Here is an 18,814-nt window from a genome sequence, read left to right on the forward strand (position 1 = left end):
GCCGGACTAGCCGGCGCTTGGCAGCAGAGCCACGAACTGGGCACCCACCACCCAGGTCCCAAGCGCGCAGACGACGACGAAGCTCAGGTTCCAGAGGAACTTGGGCACGCCGGTCAGTTCGGCCAGCACACCCGGGTCGCTTGCGCGCCCGCCGCGCAGCATCACGGCGCCGAGATGACGCCACGCCCCCACCACGAGCACCGCGCCGATGCCGAGCAGCACCGCGGTCTGCAGCGCATCCGCCCGAAACCACCACAGCGTGCCAGCGGCGATGAGCGTGACCACCATCACGAAGCCTGTGAGGAACGACCGCACGCGGAAAAGGGCGATGAGCAGGATGACGAGCACCGCGGTGATCACCGGCGCGCCCCAGCCCGCGCCGCCGAGCCATGCGAACGCGGCGCCGATGATCGCGGGCGCCGGATACCCGGCCCACGTGGTGATCACCCGACCGAAGCCTTTCGCCGGCCCGGCCGTCACTGCCGCGCCCGACATATCGCCGCGCAGCACAAATCCGGTGAACTTGCGCCCGACCAACATCCCAACGACGGCGTGACCAAGCTCGTGTACGAGCGTGATCAGCAGCCGCACGCGAACCCACACGAACGGCACGCCGACCGCGATCGCGGCGAGGCCCAGGACGAGCCACAGCGTCTCGGTGGAGAGCTCCATTCCGGCGGCGGCGGGCTGGATGCGCGACCACAGGGCCTGGAGCCAGTCGGCCTGCAGCGCGGGAGTTGAAAAGACATTCACGATGTCACGACGGTAGCGAACCCGCCTGCGCGATGTTCGCAGCCGTTCGGAACGCCGCACGGTAGCACCACGCACGCTACGCAGCCGGGGCGAATAAGCTTGGTTGATGGCGATACTGATAGACCCGCCCCGGTGGCCTGCCCACGGCATACTTTGGAGCCACCTGATTTCGGACTCGAGCCTCGATGAGCTGCACGAGTTCGCGCGGCTGCTCGGACTCCCCCGGCGCAGCTTCGATCTCGACCACTACGACATCGCCGACTTCAATCACGCCGCGGCCGTCGCCGCCGGGGCGCGTCCCGTCTCAGGACACGAACTCGTGCACGCCCTGCACGCCTCGGGCCTTCGCATTCGCAAGGCCGACCGCGCCCTCGCGAAGGCGGCGCTTCGGCGCGACTTCCTCCACGAGGAGTGGCGCAGCCTCGGCGCACGACTGCAACCGGCTGTGCCTGCGCAGTGGGATGCGCTGGGTCTCGACCTCGTCCGCCGGTGGGATGAGCCGCAACGCGTCTATCACGACCTGCGGCACCTCGAAGACGTCCTGCTAGCGCTTGACCATCTCGAGAAAACCGGTGAGCAAATCCCCGAATCAACGCTGCTCGCGGCGTGGTTCCACGACGCCGTCTACGCGGGGCAAACGGGCGAGGATGAGCGGGACTCCGCCGCCCTCGCTCGGGATGCGCTTTCCCGGCTCGGATTCGCGGAATCGCTCGCCCGAGACGTGAGCGAGCTTGTGCTGGCGACCGCGCCGGGAGCCGACGTCGCGAACGCGGCGCGCCCCCTCGCCCAACTCCTCGATGCCGATCTCGCGATTTTTGGCTCGACGAGTAAGCGCTATGCGGAGTACGCTACTGCGGTTCGTGCCGAATACGCGCACGTCCCCGAGGCAGACTTTCGCCGTGGCCGCGCGCTGATTCTCCGCGGCTACCTCGACCGGCCGCGAATCTACCGGCTCGAGAGCGCGGTTTCGCTGTGGGAGGCGCGGGCTCGCGAGAATCTCCGGGCGGAAATCGCGAGCCTCACGGCCGCGTAACGAGTAGCCGCGTTACCGAGTAGCCGCACCCGCGGCGAGCCGGGACAATCGCGCCGAAGTCGGCCGGGCATCCGGGAACCGCATCCAGGAAAAGCACTCGACAAGACGCACCCGGAAAAGGAAACCGGAAAAAGCAGCGGCCGGCACCGATTTCGAGATCGGTGCCGGCCGCGGCGGTTGTGCGAAGTGCTACTTCTTGTTCTTCTTTTTCGACTTCGCCTTCTTCGAAGCCTTGGCCTTGGCGCCCTTCTTAGCGGCCTTGACCTTCTTCGAGACGGCCTTGTCGGCCTTCTTCGCCGACTTCTGAGCGGCCTTCTTGGCAGCCTTGGCCTTCTTCTCGGCCTTCTTCTCTGCCTTTGCCGCGAGCTTCTCGGCCTTCGCAGCCTGCTTCTTGCTGAGCTTTGCGGCCTTGTCGTCCTTCTTGGACTTCTTGTTTGCCATTCTTCACGCCTTTCGGTGAGTGGTGATGAACGAGATGAGTCAACCAACTATTGACGAAAGTGTCAACTCTTCGTTGCCGCCTGTTGCTAGGCTGGCCTCGTGGCTGACACCGAAACCCCCTCCCCAGATGAACTGCGGCGGCGCCTGATCGAGGCGCTCATTGCCTACGAGCGTGCCGAGACCGAACTTGAACAGCTGACCGCTGCGCGTGACGCACGCGAACTCGCCGACGCGCTCGAAGAAGGCGTTATCAGCGAGGCCCGCGCAGCCCGGGTCTCCTGGGCCAAGATTGGCGCCGTGTACGGCCTGACGAAACAGGGCGCGCAGCAGCGTTTTAGCGCCAAGACCGGACCCTCGGCCGAACCGGACATAGCCGATTCATAAGCGCGCCCCAGCCTTTCCCTAATCTGGTGGGAGTAGTTTTGCGTCCTATGACCGCTGACGAATCTCGCTCGGGCGACCGGAATCCGGATATGCCACCACTCCCCCCGCTCCCGTCGCAGTACGGGATCCCCGCCCGCCCGTCCGAGGGCGGGAACCAGTCGGAGGATGCGCTGCCGACGCAGTCGTTCGCGCAGCAGCCAGCGGATGCGAGCCAGCACCAGGGCGCTTACCAGTCGCCGTCGACAGGCCATTACTACGGGGCGCCGCAAGGTGGTTACCAGGGTTCGCAGGGTCCAGGTCAGGGTCCAGGTCACGGGTCAGATCAGCAGTATGGCTACGGCCAGGGCGGCGGCCAGGCCGGCGGGTCGACTCGCGCCCGTAAGCCCCGCGGGGCCGTGGCCTGGGCCCCGGTGATCATCACCGCTGCGGTCGTCGGGCTCATTGCCGGCGGGGCGGGCGCGTATGCGACCAATCTTGCCCAGCCGATGATCGAGGGCTCTTCGCCCTCGGTCGTGCAGGCGGAGGCGGCGGAGATCGACTGGACCGCGGTGTCGGATGCGGTGTCCAACTCGGTCGTTTCGATTCAGGTTGCGAGCCAGGACGGTGCCGGGCAGGGCTCGGGTGTCGTGTGGGATGACCAGGGGCACGTCGTCACGAACCACCACGTCGTTGAGTCGGCGGCGAACGGCGGCCAGATCGCCGTCACGATCGGCAACCGGGCTTACCCGGCGACGCTCGTGGGCTCGGATGCGGCGACCGACCTCGCGGTCGTCAAGCTCGACGAGATACCCGAGGGCCTCGCCGCGATCACTCGGGGCGATTCCACGGCGCTCGAGGTTGGACAGGATGTGATGGCTGTCGGTAACCCGCTCGGCCTTTCCGGCTCGGTCACAACCGGCATCGTCTCGGCGCTTGACCGGCCGGTCTCGACGGGGCAGATCAAGAACAGCCTGGTCGTGACGAACGCGATTCAGACGTCGGCGCCGCTGAACCCCGGAAACTCGGGCGGTGCGCTCGTCGATTCGACCGGTGCCCTCGTTGGCATCAACTCTTCGATCGCGACGATCGGCGGCGCCGAGGGTGCCTCGGGCAGCATCGGCATCGGCTTTGCCATTCCGGTGAACCTCGTCGACAACATCGCCGGCCAGATCATCGAGAACGGTGCGGTGCAGCACGCGTATCTCGGCACATCCACCACCACGGGGCAGGCCGCACTTTCCGACGGCTCGGCGGTCCTCGGTGCCGAGGTGCAGGAAGTGGTTGGGGACGGCCCGGCCGAAGCCGCCGGCATCAAGAAGGGCGATCTGATCGTCGCAATCAACGACGTGTCAATCACGAGCTCCGAGCACCTGGTCGGCACAGTCCGAGCGCTCAAGGTGGACGAGACCGCGAGCTTCACCGTGATTCGCGACGGTAAGGAACAGACGTTTGAGGTCACGATGGGCGTCTCCCCCGATCTCTGAGCCCCACTCACCGGTTCCCGACCTGCTAAGGTGGCTTAGCGATGAGCCACGATCACTCCCACCATTCCGCGAATAGGACTCGCCTCGCGATCGCGTTCGCGATTACGGCGACGATTCTTGTCGCCGAGGTGATCGGCGCAGTTATAACCGGCTCGCTCGCCCTCCTCGTTGATGCCGGTCACATGGTCGTCGACGCCGGCGGGCTCCTCACCGCGCTCGTCGCGGCGTCGCTCATGCTGCGCCCCGCGACCGAGCGGCGTACCTGGGGGTTCCGCCGAGCCGAGGTGATCGCGGCGGCAGCGCAGGCAGCGGTCCTGCTAGTCGTCGGGCTGTACGCGGTCTACGAGGGCATCCGCCGCCTCTTTGAGCCGGTCGAAGTGCAGTCAACGGGGCTGCTCATTTTCGGCATCGTCGGTCTCGTCGGAAACGTTGTCGCGATGCTCGTCCTGTCCGGCGGCCGAGGCTCGTCGCTCAACATGCGCGCGGCGTTCCTCGAAGTGGTCACGGATGCGCTCGGCTCCGTCGCGGTGATCATCTCGGCGATCGTGATCGCCACCACCGGGTGGGTCGGGATCGACGCCGTCGTCGGTCTCCTCATCGCGGCCCTCATCATCCCCCGCGCGCTGAAGCTGCTGCGCGAATCCGGCGGGGTGCTGCTGGAGGAGACGCCACCGAATCTCGACCTCGCCGACGTGAGGACGCACATCCTCGAGGTGCCGCACGTGGTCGACGTGCACGACCTGCACGCATCCCGCATCTCGACCGACCTGCCGGTGCTCACGGCGCACGTCGTCCTCGAGGACCAGTGCTTCCACGATGGGCACGCGACCGAGATCCTGCACGACCTCCAGCAGTGCGTGGCGACCCACTTCCCCGTGTCGGTCAAGCACTCGACGTTCCAGCTCGAGCCGGTTGGCATGGTCGATGTTGAGGATGCGTGCGCTCCGTCCCACGATCACCACTAAACGGGTGTTTTGATCGGTCGTCACTGGTCACGTACGGCCAGCGGGTCTATGGGGATCGCCCGAAAGCGTGACCCGTCGCGGTGGATTATCGGTCAGAATTGAGGACATGACAGTCCGACACGTGTTCTGGGACCTCGGCGGGACGCTCGTCGATTCTTATCCGTCGATCCGCAAGGCATTCCTTTCGGTACTGGATGGTACGGGGACCCGCATCTCCGAGTCGGAACTGCAGCGGATGCTCAACGTCTCGATCCAGAGCACCATCGACACGCTGTCGACCCGATTCGGCATCGAGGCGCACCGCTTCGACGACGCCTACTCCGCGCTCAAGGAGCGCTGGGCGCTCGGGGCTGCGCCGCTCATGCCCGGTGCCATTAGCGTCATGACCGAGGTCACCAGGATGCGGGGGCTGAATCTCATCGTGACGAATCGGGATCAGCGCAGCGCCGACCTGCTCGTGCGGGTGACGAAACTGCGCGTCGATGACATGATCTGCGCATCCGACGAGATGCCGCGAAAGCCCGACCCGACGATGCACCGCACGCTGCTCGAGCGGCACAATCTCGACCCGCAGGACTGTCTCGGTGTTGGGGACCGCGATATCGACACGCTCGCGGCGCAGGCCGCCGGGATGCAGGCCGTGCAGCTTGCGACACCGGGCGCGCGCGTGCCGGTGGGCGTCGACACGATCGGCTCGCTCGTCGACCTCCACGACTACCTCCGCCCCTAACGCTCCCCGAGTAGCAGAGCGTATCGAGGGGCGCTTCGATATGCCGCTGCGCGGCTACTCACCGTCGGCAGGGACTACGTGTCGATGAGCTGCGAGTCGATGTGGTCGGCGCCCTCGACGATGAACTCGCGGCGCGGCGCGACCTCACTGCCCATGAGCATCTCGAAGACCGACTCGGCCTCGGCCGCATCCGTCATCGTCATCCGGCGCAGGATGCGGTGCTCGGGGTTCATGGTCGTGTCCCACAGCTGGTCCTCGTCCATTTCGCCGAGACCCTTGTAACGCTGGATCGGCTCGACGTACTTCTTGCCCGACCGCTCGAGCTTTGACAGCAGCTGCTGCAGCTCGTTCTCGGAGTACGTGTAGATCGTGTCGTTGGGCTTCTTCCCGGGGTTCTGCACGACGACGCGGTGCAGCGGGGGCACGGCCGCGAACACGCGCCCATCCTCGAGCATTGGCCGCATGTACCGGAAGAACAGCGTCAGCAGCAGCGTGCGGATGTGCGCGCCGTCGACGTCCGCATCCGACATGATGATGACCTTGCCGTAGCGAATCTGCGAGAGATCGAACGTGCGCCCCGAGCCCGCGCCGAGCACCTGGATGATGTTCGCGCATTCGGCGTTCTTCAGCATGTCGGCGAGCGACGCCTTCTGCACATTGAGAATCTTTCCTCGAATCGGGAAGAGCGCCTGGAATTCGGAGTTGCGGGCGGGCTTGGCCGTACCGAGCGCCGAGTCACCCTCGACGATAAACAGCTCCGAGCGCTCGACCTCGTTCGACCGGCAGTCGACGAGCTTCGCCGGCAGCGAGGAGTTCTCGAGCGCCGTCTTTCGGCGCTGCGTCTCCTTGTGCGCACGAGCCGCGATGCGGCTCTTCATCTCGGTGACGACCTTCTCGAGGAGCATCGACGCCTCGGTCTTGTCCTGCCGCTTCGTCGAGTTGAAGCGCTCCTTCAGCCCGTCCGTGATCGTCTTCTGCACGATGTTGCGGGCCTGGGGCGTGCCGAGGACTTCCTTCGTCTGCCCCTCGAACTGCGGCTCGGGGATGCGCACCGTCACGACCGCGGTCAGGCCCGCGAGCACGTCATCCTTCTCGATCTTGTCGTTGCCGACCTTGAGTCGGCGCGCGTTCTTCTGCACCTCGTCGCGAATCGTGCGGAGCATCCCCGCCTCGAAACCGGCGACGTGTGTGCCGCCCTTCGGCGTCGAGATGATGTTGACGTAGCTCTTCTGCACGGTGTCGTAGCCGATCCCCCAGCGCAGCGCGAGATCGACCTGCATCGTGCGCTCGACCTCGGTGGAAACCATGTGGCCGCTCTTGGGGTCGAGCACCGGCACCGTCTCGGAGTAGTTCCCCTCCCCCTCGATGCGCCACACGTCGGTGAGCGGACCATCCGGGGCGAGGTACTCGACGTACTCGGAGATGCCGCCGTCGTACTTGAAGGTCTCGGTGGTCGGCGCCTCGGGATCGCGCAGGTCTTGCAACTCGATCTCGAGCCCTGGCACCAGGAACGCGGTTTGGCGCGCCCGATCGCGCAGCTGCTCGACCTGGAAGTCGGCATCGCGCACGAAGATCTGCGGGTCGGCCCAGTAACGCACCCGCGTCCCGGTCACACCGCGCTTCGTCTTGCCGAGGATGTGCAGCTCGGCCTTGCCTGGCTCCTCGGTGAACGGGGAGTCGGGTGATGGCTGCGCTTCGCCGCCGACGACCGGATCCTTGAAGATTCCGGCGTGGCCCCGCTGGAAGCTCATCTTGTGCGTCTTGCCGCCACGGTCGACCTCGACGTCGAGTCGCGAAGAAAGCGCGTTCACGACGGATGCGCCGACGCCGTGAAGACCACCTGCCGCGCCGTAGTTGGCCGAGCCGAACTTACCGCCGGCGTGCAGCTTGGTGTAGACGACCTGCACGCCGCTCCAGCCGGTGCGGGGCTCGACGTCGGTGGGAATACCGCGGCCCTGGTCGCGAACCTCGACGGAGGAATCCGCGTGCAGGATCACGTCGATGCGGCTGCCGTACCCGGCGAGCGCCTCATCCACCGAGTTATCGATGATTTCCCACAGGCAGTGCATGATGCCCCGGGAATCGGTCGAGCCGATGTACATGCCGGGACGCTTGCGGACCGCCTCGAGCCCTTCAAGGACCTGCAGCTGTGTCGCCGAATACGATTCCGTCAAGGTTCCCCCTCATGTCAAGCTATAAGGCTATTGCATCCGCCGTGCGCGGTCGCGCACCACACCGGATGCGTTCGCGGTCGGCACCAGAGGCGAGGTCGAGTCGGATCGAGATGCGCTGAATCGAGATACGCCTGATGCGGGCCCTACGGATCCCTCTACGGCAGCGAGACCCGCGGGAGGGCCGGGTCGATTCGGCACGTGATCTCCTCGCCGATCGTGTCCATCGCATCCTGGAGCTCCTGCAGCACCGGGGCATTCGGGGTGTCGGCGCGTCCCGGATTGCCGACCAGGACGGCGCGCTGGCCGAGCGCATCCCCATCGCCTGCCTCGACGAAAGTGCGGTTCGCCTCCACGCGCAGGATCGCGCGCCGCTCACCGCCGAGCATCAGTGAGGTGCGGCCCGCGGCCCACTCGAGCACTCCGTGGCTGCTGCCGATCCCGATCGCGGTTGCCGAGGCGCCGTCGAGGTTGAGGTTGGTGGTGACGACCGGCGCGGTCACCGTCATGACCGGCCGCAGCCCGAGCTCCTGCGGCCCGATCCCGTCGCCCGGGGCGACACCGTAGAGGAACGCGCCGATGCGCACGAGGTCGAGCCGACCATCCTCGCGCGTGTATGACGCGGCCGATGCCTGGGCATGGCGCAGGAAGCCCTCCCCCACGAGCCCCGCAGCGTCGAGGCTTGCGATGACATCGGCAAACCGTGCGAGTTGCTCGCTATCCGACTCGTAGGTCGTCTCGGCGAGGTGCGTAAATGAGCCCATCACGCGGATGCGCCGCGCCTCGGTATCGGACGCGAACTGCGGGATGTGTTCGGCGAACGAGCTGTACAGGAAGCCGTCGCGGTGGAGTCCTGTGTCGATCGACAGATGAATCTGCGTTGGCTGACCGAGTTCGGCGGCCGCGTCGACGACGCGCCGGTACACGTCCAAGTCGGTGACGCCGAGCTCCACACCCGCGGCGATTGCGGCGCGGAAATCGGCGCCGCTACCCAGCATCCAGGCAAGGATGCGGGCATCCGGCGCGAGTTTCCGAACGCGGGCGGCCGTGGCGAGATCGGCGACGGCGAAGCCCTCGATACCGCCGGCAAGCATCACGGGGATGACGATGTCGAGGTCGTGCCCGTAGGCATCGGCCTTGACCACTGCCCACAGCTGCGAGGGCGCGACGCGTTCGCGCATCAGCGCGATGTTCGCGGCGAGCGCGTCGGTGTCGACCTCGACAATCGGGCCGGCCGAACCGGCGGCAGGCTCCCCGGCGGCAGATGCCCCAGCCTCAGGCAACCCAGCCTCGGGTGCCCGGGCCCCGAGCCTCTCGATATCGAGGATGCGCGTCTCGACGAGATTCGCGAGCCCGGCGATCAGGGCCTCGGCGCTCATGTCGGTCCAGCGGGTCCACTCAGTAAGCGAAGTCGCCGGGCCAATAACCTCGACGAGGCTCCCCGTCTCAGGTCGAATCGAACCGAGGTCAAGCACCGCCGCGTTCATTGCAACGCGCCCCACGATGGGAACGAGCACGCGCTCCTCGCCCACCGTCACAGCAACCGACGCGGCTCCCCCGGCGCAGCGAGGTAAACCGAAGCCGTAGCCGATGCCGATCAGTCCGAGGCTCGTCGGCTCAGCCGTGCGATACCGGTGCCCGTACGACACGCCCGCGCCCGCGGCAACGGCCTTGGTCGTCAGCAGCTCGGCGCTGAGCCTGACCCGCCCATCCCACCATTCCGTGGGTACAGCCGGGAGTTCCCCGGAGCGCCAGGCCGTCAACTGCACTGCTGCTTCGCGGGTGAGTTCGAGAAGTCGGAAGCCGCCAGAGTCTTGCACGCCCGTCGACGCGGTACTGAAATTGGCAAGGGATTCGCTCATTTGGTGAGCGACTGTAGCACGGATGCTTGCCCCGACGGCGCGGCCCACGGTGCGGCTTAAGAGGCCGCACACTAAACTGGCGCTTTAGCGTAATTGCCAATCACGATGGATGGAGCACACCTAGTGTCAACTACGAACTGGATTGGAGCACGGCTCGAGTTCCTTACGCGCCGACTCCGCGGGTTCAAGCCGGACAACTTCATTGAGCGCGTTAACGCGGTCAGCGAGCAGCACAACAAGCCTAAGCCCGTGATTGCCTTCGACATGCTGTGGTCCGCCGCGTTCAAGGACACCGCGTTCCAGGACTACGTTGACTGGGACTACGCGATGCTCACGAAGAACGAGCGCAAGACGTTCATGACGCATCCCCTGTCGAACCACCTCGCGGTTCAGTTCAACCAGGAAGGTCACCGCGAGATCTTCCAAGACAAGATCGACTTCAACCGCAAGTTCGACAAGTACCTGCGCCGTGCCTGGGCCGATATCCGCGAGCTCGATGACGACCAGCTGCGCGCTTTCCTCGAGCCCTTCGACGCGATCATCGGGAAGGTGCCGTTCAGCAACTCGGGCCACGGCGTTTCGCGCTATGAAAAATCGGAGTGGCAGGACATCGCCGCCTTCCGCAAGCGGCTCGAAGAGGCCGGCGAGCTCCTCCTCGAAGAGCAGATTCAGCAGCACGTGGATCTCGCGGCAGTCTGCCCCGGTACGGCCAACACCACCCGCGTCACGGCGTTCTTCGATGGCAAGGACGTGCACATCATTACGATGGCGCAGAAGTTCGGTCGCGGTCAGGTCAGCGACCAGCAGACCTTCGGTGGCTTCTACACGATGCTCGATCTCGACGGCCACGCGCTCAGCCGCGGCTACGACTCGCACGACAACGTGTACGAGACGCACCCCGAGTCCGGCGCGTCGATCGTCGATTTCCAGCTACCCGACGTGGACAAGCTCAAGGAAATGGTCGACGAGGTAGCCCGCGTCGTTCCCGAGGTCCCCTACGTTGGCTGGGACTACGTCATGGGCCCGGATGGTCCGATCCTCGTCGAGGGGAACTGGGGCGTTGGCGTCTACGAGAACAAGCCCTCCGTTACGGGCGTGCGCCACGGCAACCGCGCACGATTCCGCCGTTTCATGAACTTCTAGAAGCGCGAGTTTTCGTAGCAACGGGAATGGCCCGGTAGAACCGAAGTTCTACCGGGCCATTCGCCTGTCAGTGTCATTTACCCGTTTGGGCGGCGAACCTACACCTGGCGCAGGATGCCCATCGGCGTCGACTGGTGCCCCTGGCCGAGCGGGTTGTCCTTGAGGACGCGCACCCAGTGGTCGTTCTGTCCCTCATCGAGCGTGGTGCCGAGGATATTGCCCCCGATGTCGTTGATGTCGACGATGAGCACATCCACCTTGTTGCCGAGGAGGATCTTGAGATCGCGGGCGACGAGCATCGGCTTGTCCGGCCCGAGCACGACCGACTTGTTGTACGGCGGGATCGTGCCATCGGTCGGACCGTCGATCGCACGGGCCTTCTCGCCCGCGATGCGGTAGAAGTCGCCCTTGCGACCCATGGGCTTCGTCACTGCTGCGGCTGCGGCGGCGAAGAGGATGCGCGGCGTACCGCATTCCTGCAGGGCCATCTCCATGGTCTCCGGCATACCGAGACCAATGCCGTGCGGCGTCTTCGTGACGTACTTCGCGAGGAAGTTCGCGAGCGGGCGCGGCTCGATCTCTTCGAGCAGCATCGAGCGGCCCTGGGTGATCGCGACAATCTTCTCGGTGACGAACAGGACGTCGCCGTCTTGTACTACGGGCTCGGCGTACTGGCGGACGACCTTGCGCAGGTCGTCATCCGCCATCACAACGTGAGTCTTGATGGGGATGCGCTGGTACGTCTTCCCGTCCACGGTCGATTCGAGCGTCTTGCCGTCGTTCGGCTGCATAGTCCTACTTTTCTTTCGAGCTTGTCGGATGAGAGCTGAGCGAGAGACTACTCGAGGTAGTCGCGCAGCGATTGCGAACGCGACGGGTGTCGCAACTTCGCCATCGTCTTCGACTCGATCTGGCGGATGCGCTCGCGCGTAACGCCAAAGGTCTCACCAATCTGGTCGAGGGTCTTCGGCATGCCGTCACCGAGGCCGAAGCGCATCCGGATGACGCCGGCCTCGCGCTCCGAGAGCGAATCGAGGAGCGACTCGAGCTGGCGCTGCAGCATCGTGAAGCTGACCGCGTCGGCGGGAACGACCGCCTCGGTGTCCTCAATGAGGTCACCGAATTCCGAGTCCCCGTCTTCACCGAGCGGGGTGTGCAGCGAAATCGGCTCGCGGCCGTACTTCTGCACCTCGACGACCTTCTCCGGGGTCATGTCGAGCTCGTGGGCGAGCTCTTCCGGAGTCGGTTCGCGGCCGAGATCCTGGAGCATCTGGCGCTGCACGCGGGCGAGCTTGTTGATGACCTCAACCATGTGCACGGGGATGCGGATGGTGCGGGCCTGGTCCGCCATTGCGCGGGTGATCGCCTGGCGGATCCACCAGGTCGCGTAGGTCGAGAACTTGAAGCCCTTGGTGTAGTCAAACTTCTCGACCGCACGGATGAGACCGAGGTTTCCCTCCTGAATCAGGTCGAGGAACTGCATCCCGCGGCCGGTGTAGCGCTTCGCGAGCGACACGACGAGACGGAGGTTTGCGCCCAGCAGGTGGCTCTTCGCGCGGCGACCGTCGCGCATGATCCACTTGTACTCGCGCTTGAGCTTCGGCTCCATCTCCGGGTTACGCAGCAGCTTGTCTTCGGCGTAGAGGCCCGCCTCGATGCGCATCGCGAGGTCGACCTCCTCGGCTGCGTTAAGGAGCGGCACCTTACCGATCTGCTTGAGATAGTCCTTCACCGGGTCCGCGGTGGCGCCCGTAATCTGCGCGGAGTACACCGGGGTGTCGTCGTCGTCCGTGTTCTTCAGGACGAGCGCACCAGCGGCCTTCACCGCTGACTCGGCCTTGACGACATCCTCTTCGGGGTCTTCCGACTTCGCGTCACGCTTGCCGAGGTCGTCGTCCTCGTCTGCTTCGGCCAGCTTCTCGTCGGCCTCAGAGGCCTCGATGTCATCTTCGTCGACCTCGTGGTCCTCGTCGAGGTCGATGACGATGTTCTCGTCGTCCTCGTCCGCTGCGTCGACGTCATCCTCGCCCTTGGCGGCACTCTGCTTGGCAGGCGTCTTTGCCGCCGAAGCCTTCGTGGCCGCGGCGGGTGCTCCGCCATCCTGGTTCGCGATGATCGCGGCAATGAGATCGGGCTTCCGCACACCGGAGGTGCTGAGGCCGGCTTCAGTCGCGATTTCGCGAAGGTCTGCAACCTTCATCGCGTTCAGCTGGGACTTCGTGTAGGTCATTGATTCTGCTGCCGGCGAGCCGGCAGCACCCTTCTTCATCGTTGCCATAGTGAACCCCTTCGCGTGGTCTGGGCAAAAGGAATGCCCAAGTCAAGTCCTGCACTGCGCGGGACCTGTTGGGACAGACACCAAGTATTACACGTGGCGGCCTTGTTTTATTCCCGACGCGGTGCGACGATCTAGTTTTTCCGTCGCATCTGGCGGCGAATCGCGTGCGGCAGCGAGTCGACGCGGACTCCCTCTTCATTCTCCATCCGTGAGCGCGACTTGTGCCGTTCCACGAGAAGCCCGATCACGCCGACCGCAATCACGATCGGCACGGCCCAGTAGGCGAGCTGGAATGCCGACCAATCGCGGGTGCCGCCAGCGAGGTGGGTGCCCCAGTCGACGCCGATGCCGACGAGGAGGAACGAGATCGCACTCGCGCTGAAGCCGCCGACGTTCACGATTCCGGAGGCGGAACCGTAACTCGAGGCAGGGTTGAAGGTGCGCGCCAAGTCAAAGGCAATGGTCGACGCAGTTGAGCCAAGGCCCATGAGTACCAGCACGATGATGAAGTACCACAGCGGCGGTTCGCCGGGCCACAGGATCGTGATGATCCACGCGATGGCGATCAGCACCGACACGGTGATCACGATGTCCGAGCGGCGCATCGGATAGCGACCCGTGACTACCCCCATGATGGGACCGGTCACCATCCCGGCGATGACGGGTACGAGCAGCAGCGAGGACGCGAGCGTGGGGCTGTACCCGAGGCCCTCGACCATGAGCGGGTATCCCCACAGGAGCGCGAAGATCGTCGCCGCGAACTGCGTCGTGAAGTGCGTCCAGAACGCGAGTCTCGTGCCCGGGCGCGCGAACGCCTCTCCCAGCTTCACGAACGCGCCGCGCAGCGACACCGGGCGCGACTCAAAGCGTCGCCGCGGCGAGTCCTTCACGAATATCGCGATCGCAATCGCGACGATCAGCGACAGCCCCGAGAGTGAGAGGAAGGACGAAGTCCAACCGGCCCAGCCCAGCAGGACCGCGAACGGAATCGACGAGAGAAACTGACCAAGCTGACCCGCGGATGCGAACATCTGCTGCATGACCGGCACCTTGCGCGGGCGGAACCACGCGCCGATGACGCGCAATCCGGAGACGAACGTCGTGGCATCACCGATGCCAACGAGGACGCGAGCAAGCACCGCCCACTCGAGCGTCGGGGCGAAGGCGAGCAACGCCTGGGCTGCCGCCATGAGCGCCGCACCGATGAGGATGAGTCTGGTCGCGCCGAAGCGGTCGAGGAGCATCCCCACCGGAATCTGCATGAGGGCATAGACGCCGACCTGGACTACCGCGAGGGTCGACAGCGCCGTTGCGCTCGAGTCAAATCGCTCGGCCGCGGCAACCCCCGCGACGCCGAGCGAGGAGCGCTGCGTGACCGAAATGATGTACGCAATGAGGACGACCGTGAAGATGATTCCCGGCAGGCGCTTCGGGACGAGGCTGAGCGACTCAGTAGTCGGAATGGCGTTGGTCACCCCAACAGTCTCCCACCGAAATCAATTGTGGCGACGCGTCATTCGTCGTGATCGCGGTCGCGGCGAGCCGAGAGGTATCGCTCGAGTTCGGCCGCGATTTCATCGGCGGTCGGCATTTCTCCGTCCGCATCCGCGAAGGGGTTCTCCTGGGGCGTGCCCTTCAGGAAGCCGTCGTGCTGATTCTCGAGCACGGCGATGAGTCGCTGTACTTCCTCGTTCGACGCGATCTGTTCGTCCACCTCCGCGCGGAAGGCGCGATCCTTCTCGCGCAGATCCTCGGTGGGTATGAGCAGACCGGTCGTGGTGCCGAGGGCCTCGAGCAGCTTGAGCGGGCCGGCTGGTACGACGCCCTCAGCGAGGTAATGCGGCACGAGCACCACGAGGCTCGCGACCGGTTCGTCCTCGACCATCAGCTCGTGCTCGAGGAGGTGCAACGCGTGCGCTGGCGCCTCGACCTTGGCTTTCCACACCGAGAGCTGGTCGACGATGTCCGAGCGATTGCCGGTCGCCGTCAGCCGAAGTGGTCGCGTGTGCGGCACGGGCATCGGAATCGCGTGTGCCCACGTCGTGGTGCCAACGCGGAAGTGATGCACGAGGGACACGACGATCCGCGTGAACTCTTCCCAGCGGAAGTCGGGTTCGTAGCCGCTCAGCAGGAGGTACTGCTGCCCGATCGAGTCCTTGAGTAGGCGCAGGTCGAGGCGCGGGATGCGGTACTCGCGCACCTCGGAGCCATCAATCGTCACGATCGGTCGGCGCGCGCGATAGTCGAGCAGCGCATCCGGACTGAACTGCGCGACGATCTCGCCGCCGCCGTGTTCGATCATGGTCTCCATCGTCTGGCGAACCGTCGCCCCAGAGTCGCGATAGCCGGTGAGCAACACGACGAGTGGCAACCCCGTGGGCACGTCCCCCCACGCGTCGCCCGGTCGAAACAGTGCACCCTGACCACCCATGTCGTCCATCCTACGGGGGACGCCGGATGAATCCCGTGACTGTTTCGCTTTGGGCGTGGTAGTCGGTGGCGGATTGGCAGACAAGTCTCGATAGGCTCCAACTCATGACCAACGCTGACTTTGAACTCGACGCGAAACCGTATTCCTCGGACACGCTGACCGTCGTCCCGGTGCTTGCCGGCGACGAACCGACGCTCCTTGGCTCCTCTGATCTTGGCCTCGATGCCGCACGCCTGGATGCGCTCGGCGTGACGGGTAAAGCTGGCGCGACCCAGCGCATCCTCGTTGCCGCAGAACACGGCGAGGGCGAGGCGCCGGTGCTACTCATCGGTATCGGCGAAGAGCGCGACCTCGAGGCGCTTCGGCGCGCGGCAGGCGTCGCGGCTCGCGCCCTCGCGAAACTTTCCGATGTGACCTATGACCTCGCGGAGGCGAGCGCCGAGGAAGTCGCCGCCCTCGCGACGGGCCACGCGCTCGGCGGCTACGTGTTCGATCGCTTCAAGTCTGCCGCTGAGGAGGATGCGGACGAGCCGAGCGTTCAGAAGGTCGGGATTGTCTCGAGCGATGAAGGCGCCGAAGCCGCGGTCGCGAAGACGCGCGTGATCATCGACGCCGTGCGGTTCACGCGTGACCTCGTCAACACGCCACCGAACGCGCTCGTGCCCGAGGAATTTGCCGAGATCGTCACGGCCGTGCTCGAGGACAGCGCAATCGCGGTCGAGGTCTGGGATGAGCCCCGACTCATCGACGAGGGCTGTGGCGGCATCACCGGTGTCGGTCAGGGCTCGGCCAACCCGCCGCGTCTCGTTCACCTCGAATACGCGCCCGAGGATGCGAAGGCCCACGTCGCGCTCGTCGGCAAGGGCATCACCTTCGACTCGGGCGGCCTGTCACTCAAGCCGCCGGCGTCGATGGTCGGCATGAAGTTCGACATGTCGGGCGCGGCATCCGTCGTCGGCGTGATTCGGGCAGTCGCCGCTCTCGAGCTTCCCGTGCGGCTGAGCGGCTGGTGCGCGCTCGCCGAAAACATGCCGTCGGCAACCGCGCTCAAGCCCGATGACGTCATCACGATGCGCTCGAAGACGACGGTCGAGGTGACCAACACGGATGCGGAGGGTCGCCTCGTGCTCGCGGACGGCCTCGCGCTCGCTTCGGAACAACAGCCCGATGTCGTGATCGACATTGCGACGCTCACCGGGGCGCAGGTGGTTGCCCTCGGTGACCGCACGACCGGACTCATGGGGAACAACGAGGAATGGCGGGAGCGCATCTTGACCGCAGCGGAGCGTGTCGGCGAGCCGACGTGGGCGATGCCGATCCCGGAGGAGATTCGCGAGAAGCTCGACTCGAACGTCGCGGATATCGTCAACGCCAAGCCCGGCGACCGCTCGGGTGGGATGCTCTTTGCCGCGGCCTTCCTCGAGAAGTTCGTGGGCGACGGCGAGGATGAGAATGCGATCCCCTGGGTCCACCTCGACATCGCTGGTCCCGCCGACACGAAGTCGGCCTACGGGTATGTGCCGAAGGGCGCGACCGGTGTCCCCGTCCGGACGCTAGTTGAGGCGATCTCGTCCCTGGCCTAATCACCGCACTACAACCACCCGCAGTTTTTCGTGGTTAAGCAATAGACGGCGGGAGGGCGCGCGGTATTCGGGGTCAGGGCTATCTCGAATACTGCGGTGTAGGCTTGCCTTTGGCTTATGCCGCGCCAATGCACCAGGTAATCCCTGATGCAAGCGAACTGTTCGACTCTTATAGGGGAGCTTTCCGGGTGTCAGATCACAATTTTGACCTTGTTGTCCTCGGCGGTGGTAGCGCAGGCTACGCCGCCGCCATTCGCGCGAAGCAGCTGGGCCTGACGGCCGCGGTTGTAGAAAAGGACAAGCTGGGTGGCACCTGCTTGCACCGCGGCTGCATCCCGACGAAGGCGATGCTGCACAGCGCAGAACTCGCCGAGACGGTGGAAGAAGGTGCACGCGTCGGCGTCAACCTCACCCTCGACGGCGTCGACGCCGAAAAGGTGGGTGCTTTCCGCGACGGGATCGTCTCGGGCAAGTTCAAGGGCCTCCAGGGTTTGCTCAAGGCGAACAAGATCGACATTTTCGAGGGCGAGGGCCGTCTGACCTCGCCGACCACCGTTCAGGTGGGCGGCGACACCCTCACCGCTAAGAACGTCGTTCTCGCTACCGGTTCGTACTCGCGCACCATCCCCGGTCTCGAGATCACCGGCAACGTGATCACGTCCGACCAGGCCCTCCAGATGAACTGGATCCCCAAGCGCGCGGTTGTGCTCGGTGGCGGCGTCATCGGCCTCGAGTTTGCGAGCCTCTGGCGCTCCTTCGGCGCCGAAGTGACCATCATCGAGGGTCTGCCGCACCTCGCCCCGGCTGAGGACGAGGCGATCTCGAAGCAGCTCGAGCGTGCGTACCGCAAACGCGGCATCAACTTCCAGACGAACACGAAGTTCGACTCGGTCACCCAGGACGAGTACGGCGTGCACGTCAAGACCGAAAAGGGCGAGGTCATCGACGGCGACGTCCTGCTCGTCGCAATCGGTCGTGGTCCGGTCACGAACGGCCTCGGCTACGAGGAAGCGGGCATTGAGCTCGACCGTGGTTTCGTCAAGGTTGACGACACCCTGCAGACGACCGTTCCGGGTGTTTACGCAATTGGTGACATCACCCCCGGTCTCCAGCTTGCGCACCGCTCCTACCAGCACGGCATTTTCGTCGCTGAGCAGATCGCTGGCCAGAACCCGGTGCTTATCTCGGACGCCAACATCCCGAAGGTGACCTACTGCGAGCCGCAGATCGGCTCGGTCGGTCTCTCGGAAGCCAAGGCGAAGGAAGCGCACGGCGCCGACGCTGTCGAGTCATACGAGTACAACCTCGCCGGCAACGGCAAGAGCTCGATCCTCGGTACCGCGGGCATCGTCAAGGTCGTTCGCGTCAAGGACGGCCCCGTCGTCGGCATCCACATGATCGGTGGCCGTATTGGTGAGCTCATCGGTGAGGCACAGCTCATCGTGAACTGGGACGCATACCCCGAGGACGTCGCGCAGCTCGTCCACGCGCACCCGACGCAGAACGAGTCCATCGGTGAGGCAATGCTCAAGCTTGCCGGCAAGCCCCTCCACGCGCTCTAAACCGAGCCCACGAAG

The 18,814-nt window shown here is 65.3% G+C and carries 16 protein-coding genes; 8 read left to right on the forward strand and 8 right to left on the reverse strand.

The window, feature by feature from the left end; translation table 11 throughout:
• Positions 1-6 precede the first annotated feature (6 nt).
• Positions 7-753 (reverse strand): M50 family metallopeptidase, encoded by a 747-nt coding sequence (locus tag GMOLON4_RS04190; RefSeq protein ID WP_245575331.1) that lies wholly within the window; start codon positions 751-753, stop codon positions 7-9.
• Between the two features lie 106 nt (positions 754-859).
• Here GMOLON4_RS04190 and GMOLON4_RS04195 point away from each other — a divergent pair, with 106 nt between their 5' ends.
• Entirely contained in the window at positions 860-1,786 is a 927-nt protein-coding gene (locus tag GMOLON4_RS04195) for a DUF4031 domain-containing protein (protein WP_026935812.1), read from the forward strand.
• A 189-nt stretch (positions 1,787-1,975) separates the two neighbouring features.
• On the opposite strand, the gene GMOLON4_RS04200 is transcribed toward GMOLON4_RS04195, so the two are convergent.
• The gene (locus GMOLON4_RS04200; protein WP_051265964.1) at positions 1,976-2,227 is read right to left on the reverse strand and encodes a hypothetical protein; all 252 of its coding nucleotides are present in this window, start codon (positions 2,225-2,227) and stop codon (positions 1,976-1,978) included.
• A gap of 99 nt (positions 2,228-2,326) precedes the next feature.
• On the opposite strand from GMOLON4_RS04200, the gene GMOLON4_RS04205 reads away from it, so the two are divergent.
• From GMOLON4_RS04205 to GMOLON4_RS04220, 4 genes are all read left to right on the forward strand, one after another.
• Positions 2,327-2,611 carry a hypothetical protein gene (locus tag GMOLON4_RS04205; protein ID WP_026935811.1) on the forward strand — a complete coding sequence of 95 codons (285 nt, stop codon included), beginning with the start codon at positions 2,327-2,329 and terminating at the stop codon, positions 2,609-2,611.
• 47 nt (positions 2,612-2,658) lie between these two features.
• The gene (locus tag GMOLON4_RS04210) at positions 2,659-4,074 is read left to right on the forward strand and encodes a S1C family serine protease (protein ID WP_245575330.1); all 1,416 of its coding nucleotides are present in this window, start codon (positions 2,659-2,661) and stop codon (positions 4,072-4,074) included.
• Between the two features lie 41 nt (positions 4,075-4,115).
• Entirely contained in the window at positions 4,116-5,039 is a 924-nt protein-coding gene (locus GMOLON4_RS04215; protein ID WP_026935810.1) for a cation diffusion facilitator family transporter, read from the forward strand.
• Positions 5,040-5,145: 106 nt separating this feature from the next.
• Positions 5,146-5,769: an HAD family hydrolase gene (locus GMOLON4_RS04220; RefSeq protein WP_026935809.1), complete on the forward strand. Its 624-nt coding sequence runs from the start codon at positions 5,146-5,148 to the stop codon at positions 5,767-5,769.
• A 74-nt stretch (positions 5,770-5,843) separates the two neighbouring features.
• Here the strand turns inward: GMOLON4_RS04220 and GMOLON4_RS04225 are convergent, their stop codons facing one another.
• The gene (locus GMOLON4_RS04225) at positions 5,844-7,943 is read right to left on the reverse strand and encodes a DNA gyrase/topoisomerase IV subunit B (protein ID WP_026935808.1); all 2,100 of its coding nucleotides are present in this window, start codon (positions 7,941-7,943) and stop codon (positions 5,844-5,846) included.
• A gap of 155 nt (positions 7,944-8,098) precedes the next feature.
• Positions 8,099-9,802 carry an alanine racemase gene (locus tag GMOLON4_RS04230; protein WP_026935807.1) on the reverse strand — a complete coding sequence of 568 codons (1,704 nt, stop codon included), beginning with the start codon at positions 9,800-9,802 and terminating at the stop codon, positions 8,099-8,101.
• A 123-nt stretch (positions 9,803-9,925) separates the two neighbouring features.
• Between GMOLON4_RS04230 and GMOLON4_RS04235 the strand changes: the two genes are divergently transcribed.
• Entirely contained in the window at positions 9,926-10,945 is a 1,020-nt protein-coding gene (locus GMOLON4_RS04235; RefSeq protein WP_026935806.1) for a sugar-transfer associated ATP-grasp domain-containing protein, read from the forward strand.
• A 98-nt stretch (positions 10,946-11,043) separates the two neighbouring features.
• Here GMOLON4_RS04235 and GMOLON4_RS04240 read toward each other — a convergent pair whose 3' ends face one another.
• The 4 genes from GMOLON4_RS04240 to GMOLON4_RS04255 all read right to left on the reverse strand — a co-directional run bounded on the left by GMOLON4_RS04240 (position 11,044) and on the right by GMOLON4_RS04255 (position 15,654).
• Positions 11,044-11,736 (reverse strand): coenzyme F420-0:L-glutamate ligase, encoded by a 693-nt coding sequence (locus GMOLON4_RS04240; RefSeq protein ID WP_026935805.1) that lies wholly within the window; start codon positions 11,734-11,736, stop codon positions 11,044-11,046.
• A 47-nt stretch (positions 11,737-11,783) separates the two neighbouring features.
• A complete protein-coding gene (locus GMOLON4_RS04245; protein WP_026935804.1) occupies positions 11,784-13,223 on the reverse strand; it encodes an RNA polymerase sigma factor in 1,440 nt (479 codons plus the stop codon).
• A gap of 131 nt (positions 13,224-13,354) precedes the next feature.
• Entirely contained in the window at positions 13,355-14,698 is a 1,344-nt protein-coding gene (locus GMOLON4_RS04250) for an MFS transporter (protein ID WP_051265953.1), read from the reverse strand.
• A gap of 38 nt (positions 14,699-14,736) precedes the next feature.
• Positions 14,737-15,654 carry a proteasome assembly chaperone family protein gene (locus GMOLON4_RS04255; protein WP_026935802.1) on the reverse strand — a complete coding sequence of 306 codons (918 nt, stop codon included), beginning with the start codon at positions 15,652-15,654 and terminating at the stop codon, positions 14,737-14,739.
• A 104-nt stretch (positions 15,655-15,758) separates the two neighbouring features.
• Here GMOLON4_RS04255 and GMOLON4_RS04260 point away from each other — a divergent pair, with 104 nt between their 5' ends.
• Both GMOLON4_RS04260 and lpdA read left to right on the forward strand, forming a co-directional pair.
• Complete coding sequence (locus GMOLON4_RS04260; protein WP_035731474.1) at positions 15,759-17,237, forward strand: leucyl aminopeptidase; 1,479 nt, start codon at positions 15,759-15,761, stop codon at positions 17,235-17,237.
• A gap of 188 nt (positions 17,238-17,425) precedes the next feature.
• The gene (gene lpdA / locus GMOLON4_RS04265) at positions 17,426-18,799 is read left to right on the forward strand and encodes a dihydrolipoyl dehydrogenase (RefSeq protein WP_026935801.1); all 1,374 of its coding nucleotides are present in this window, start codon (positions 17,426-17,428) and stop codon (positions 18,797-18,799) included.
• The last annotated feature ends 15 nt before the right edge of the window (positions 18,800-18,814 follow it).

The organism is Gulosibacter molinativorax (genome assembly GCF_003010915.2).
Classification (GTDB): domain Bacteria; phylum Actinomycetota; class Actinomycetes; order Actinomycetales; family Microbacteriaceae; genus Gulosibacter; species Gulosibacter molinativorax.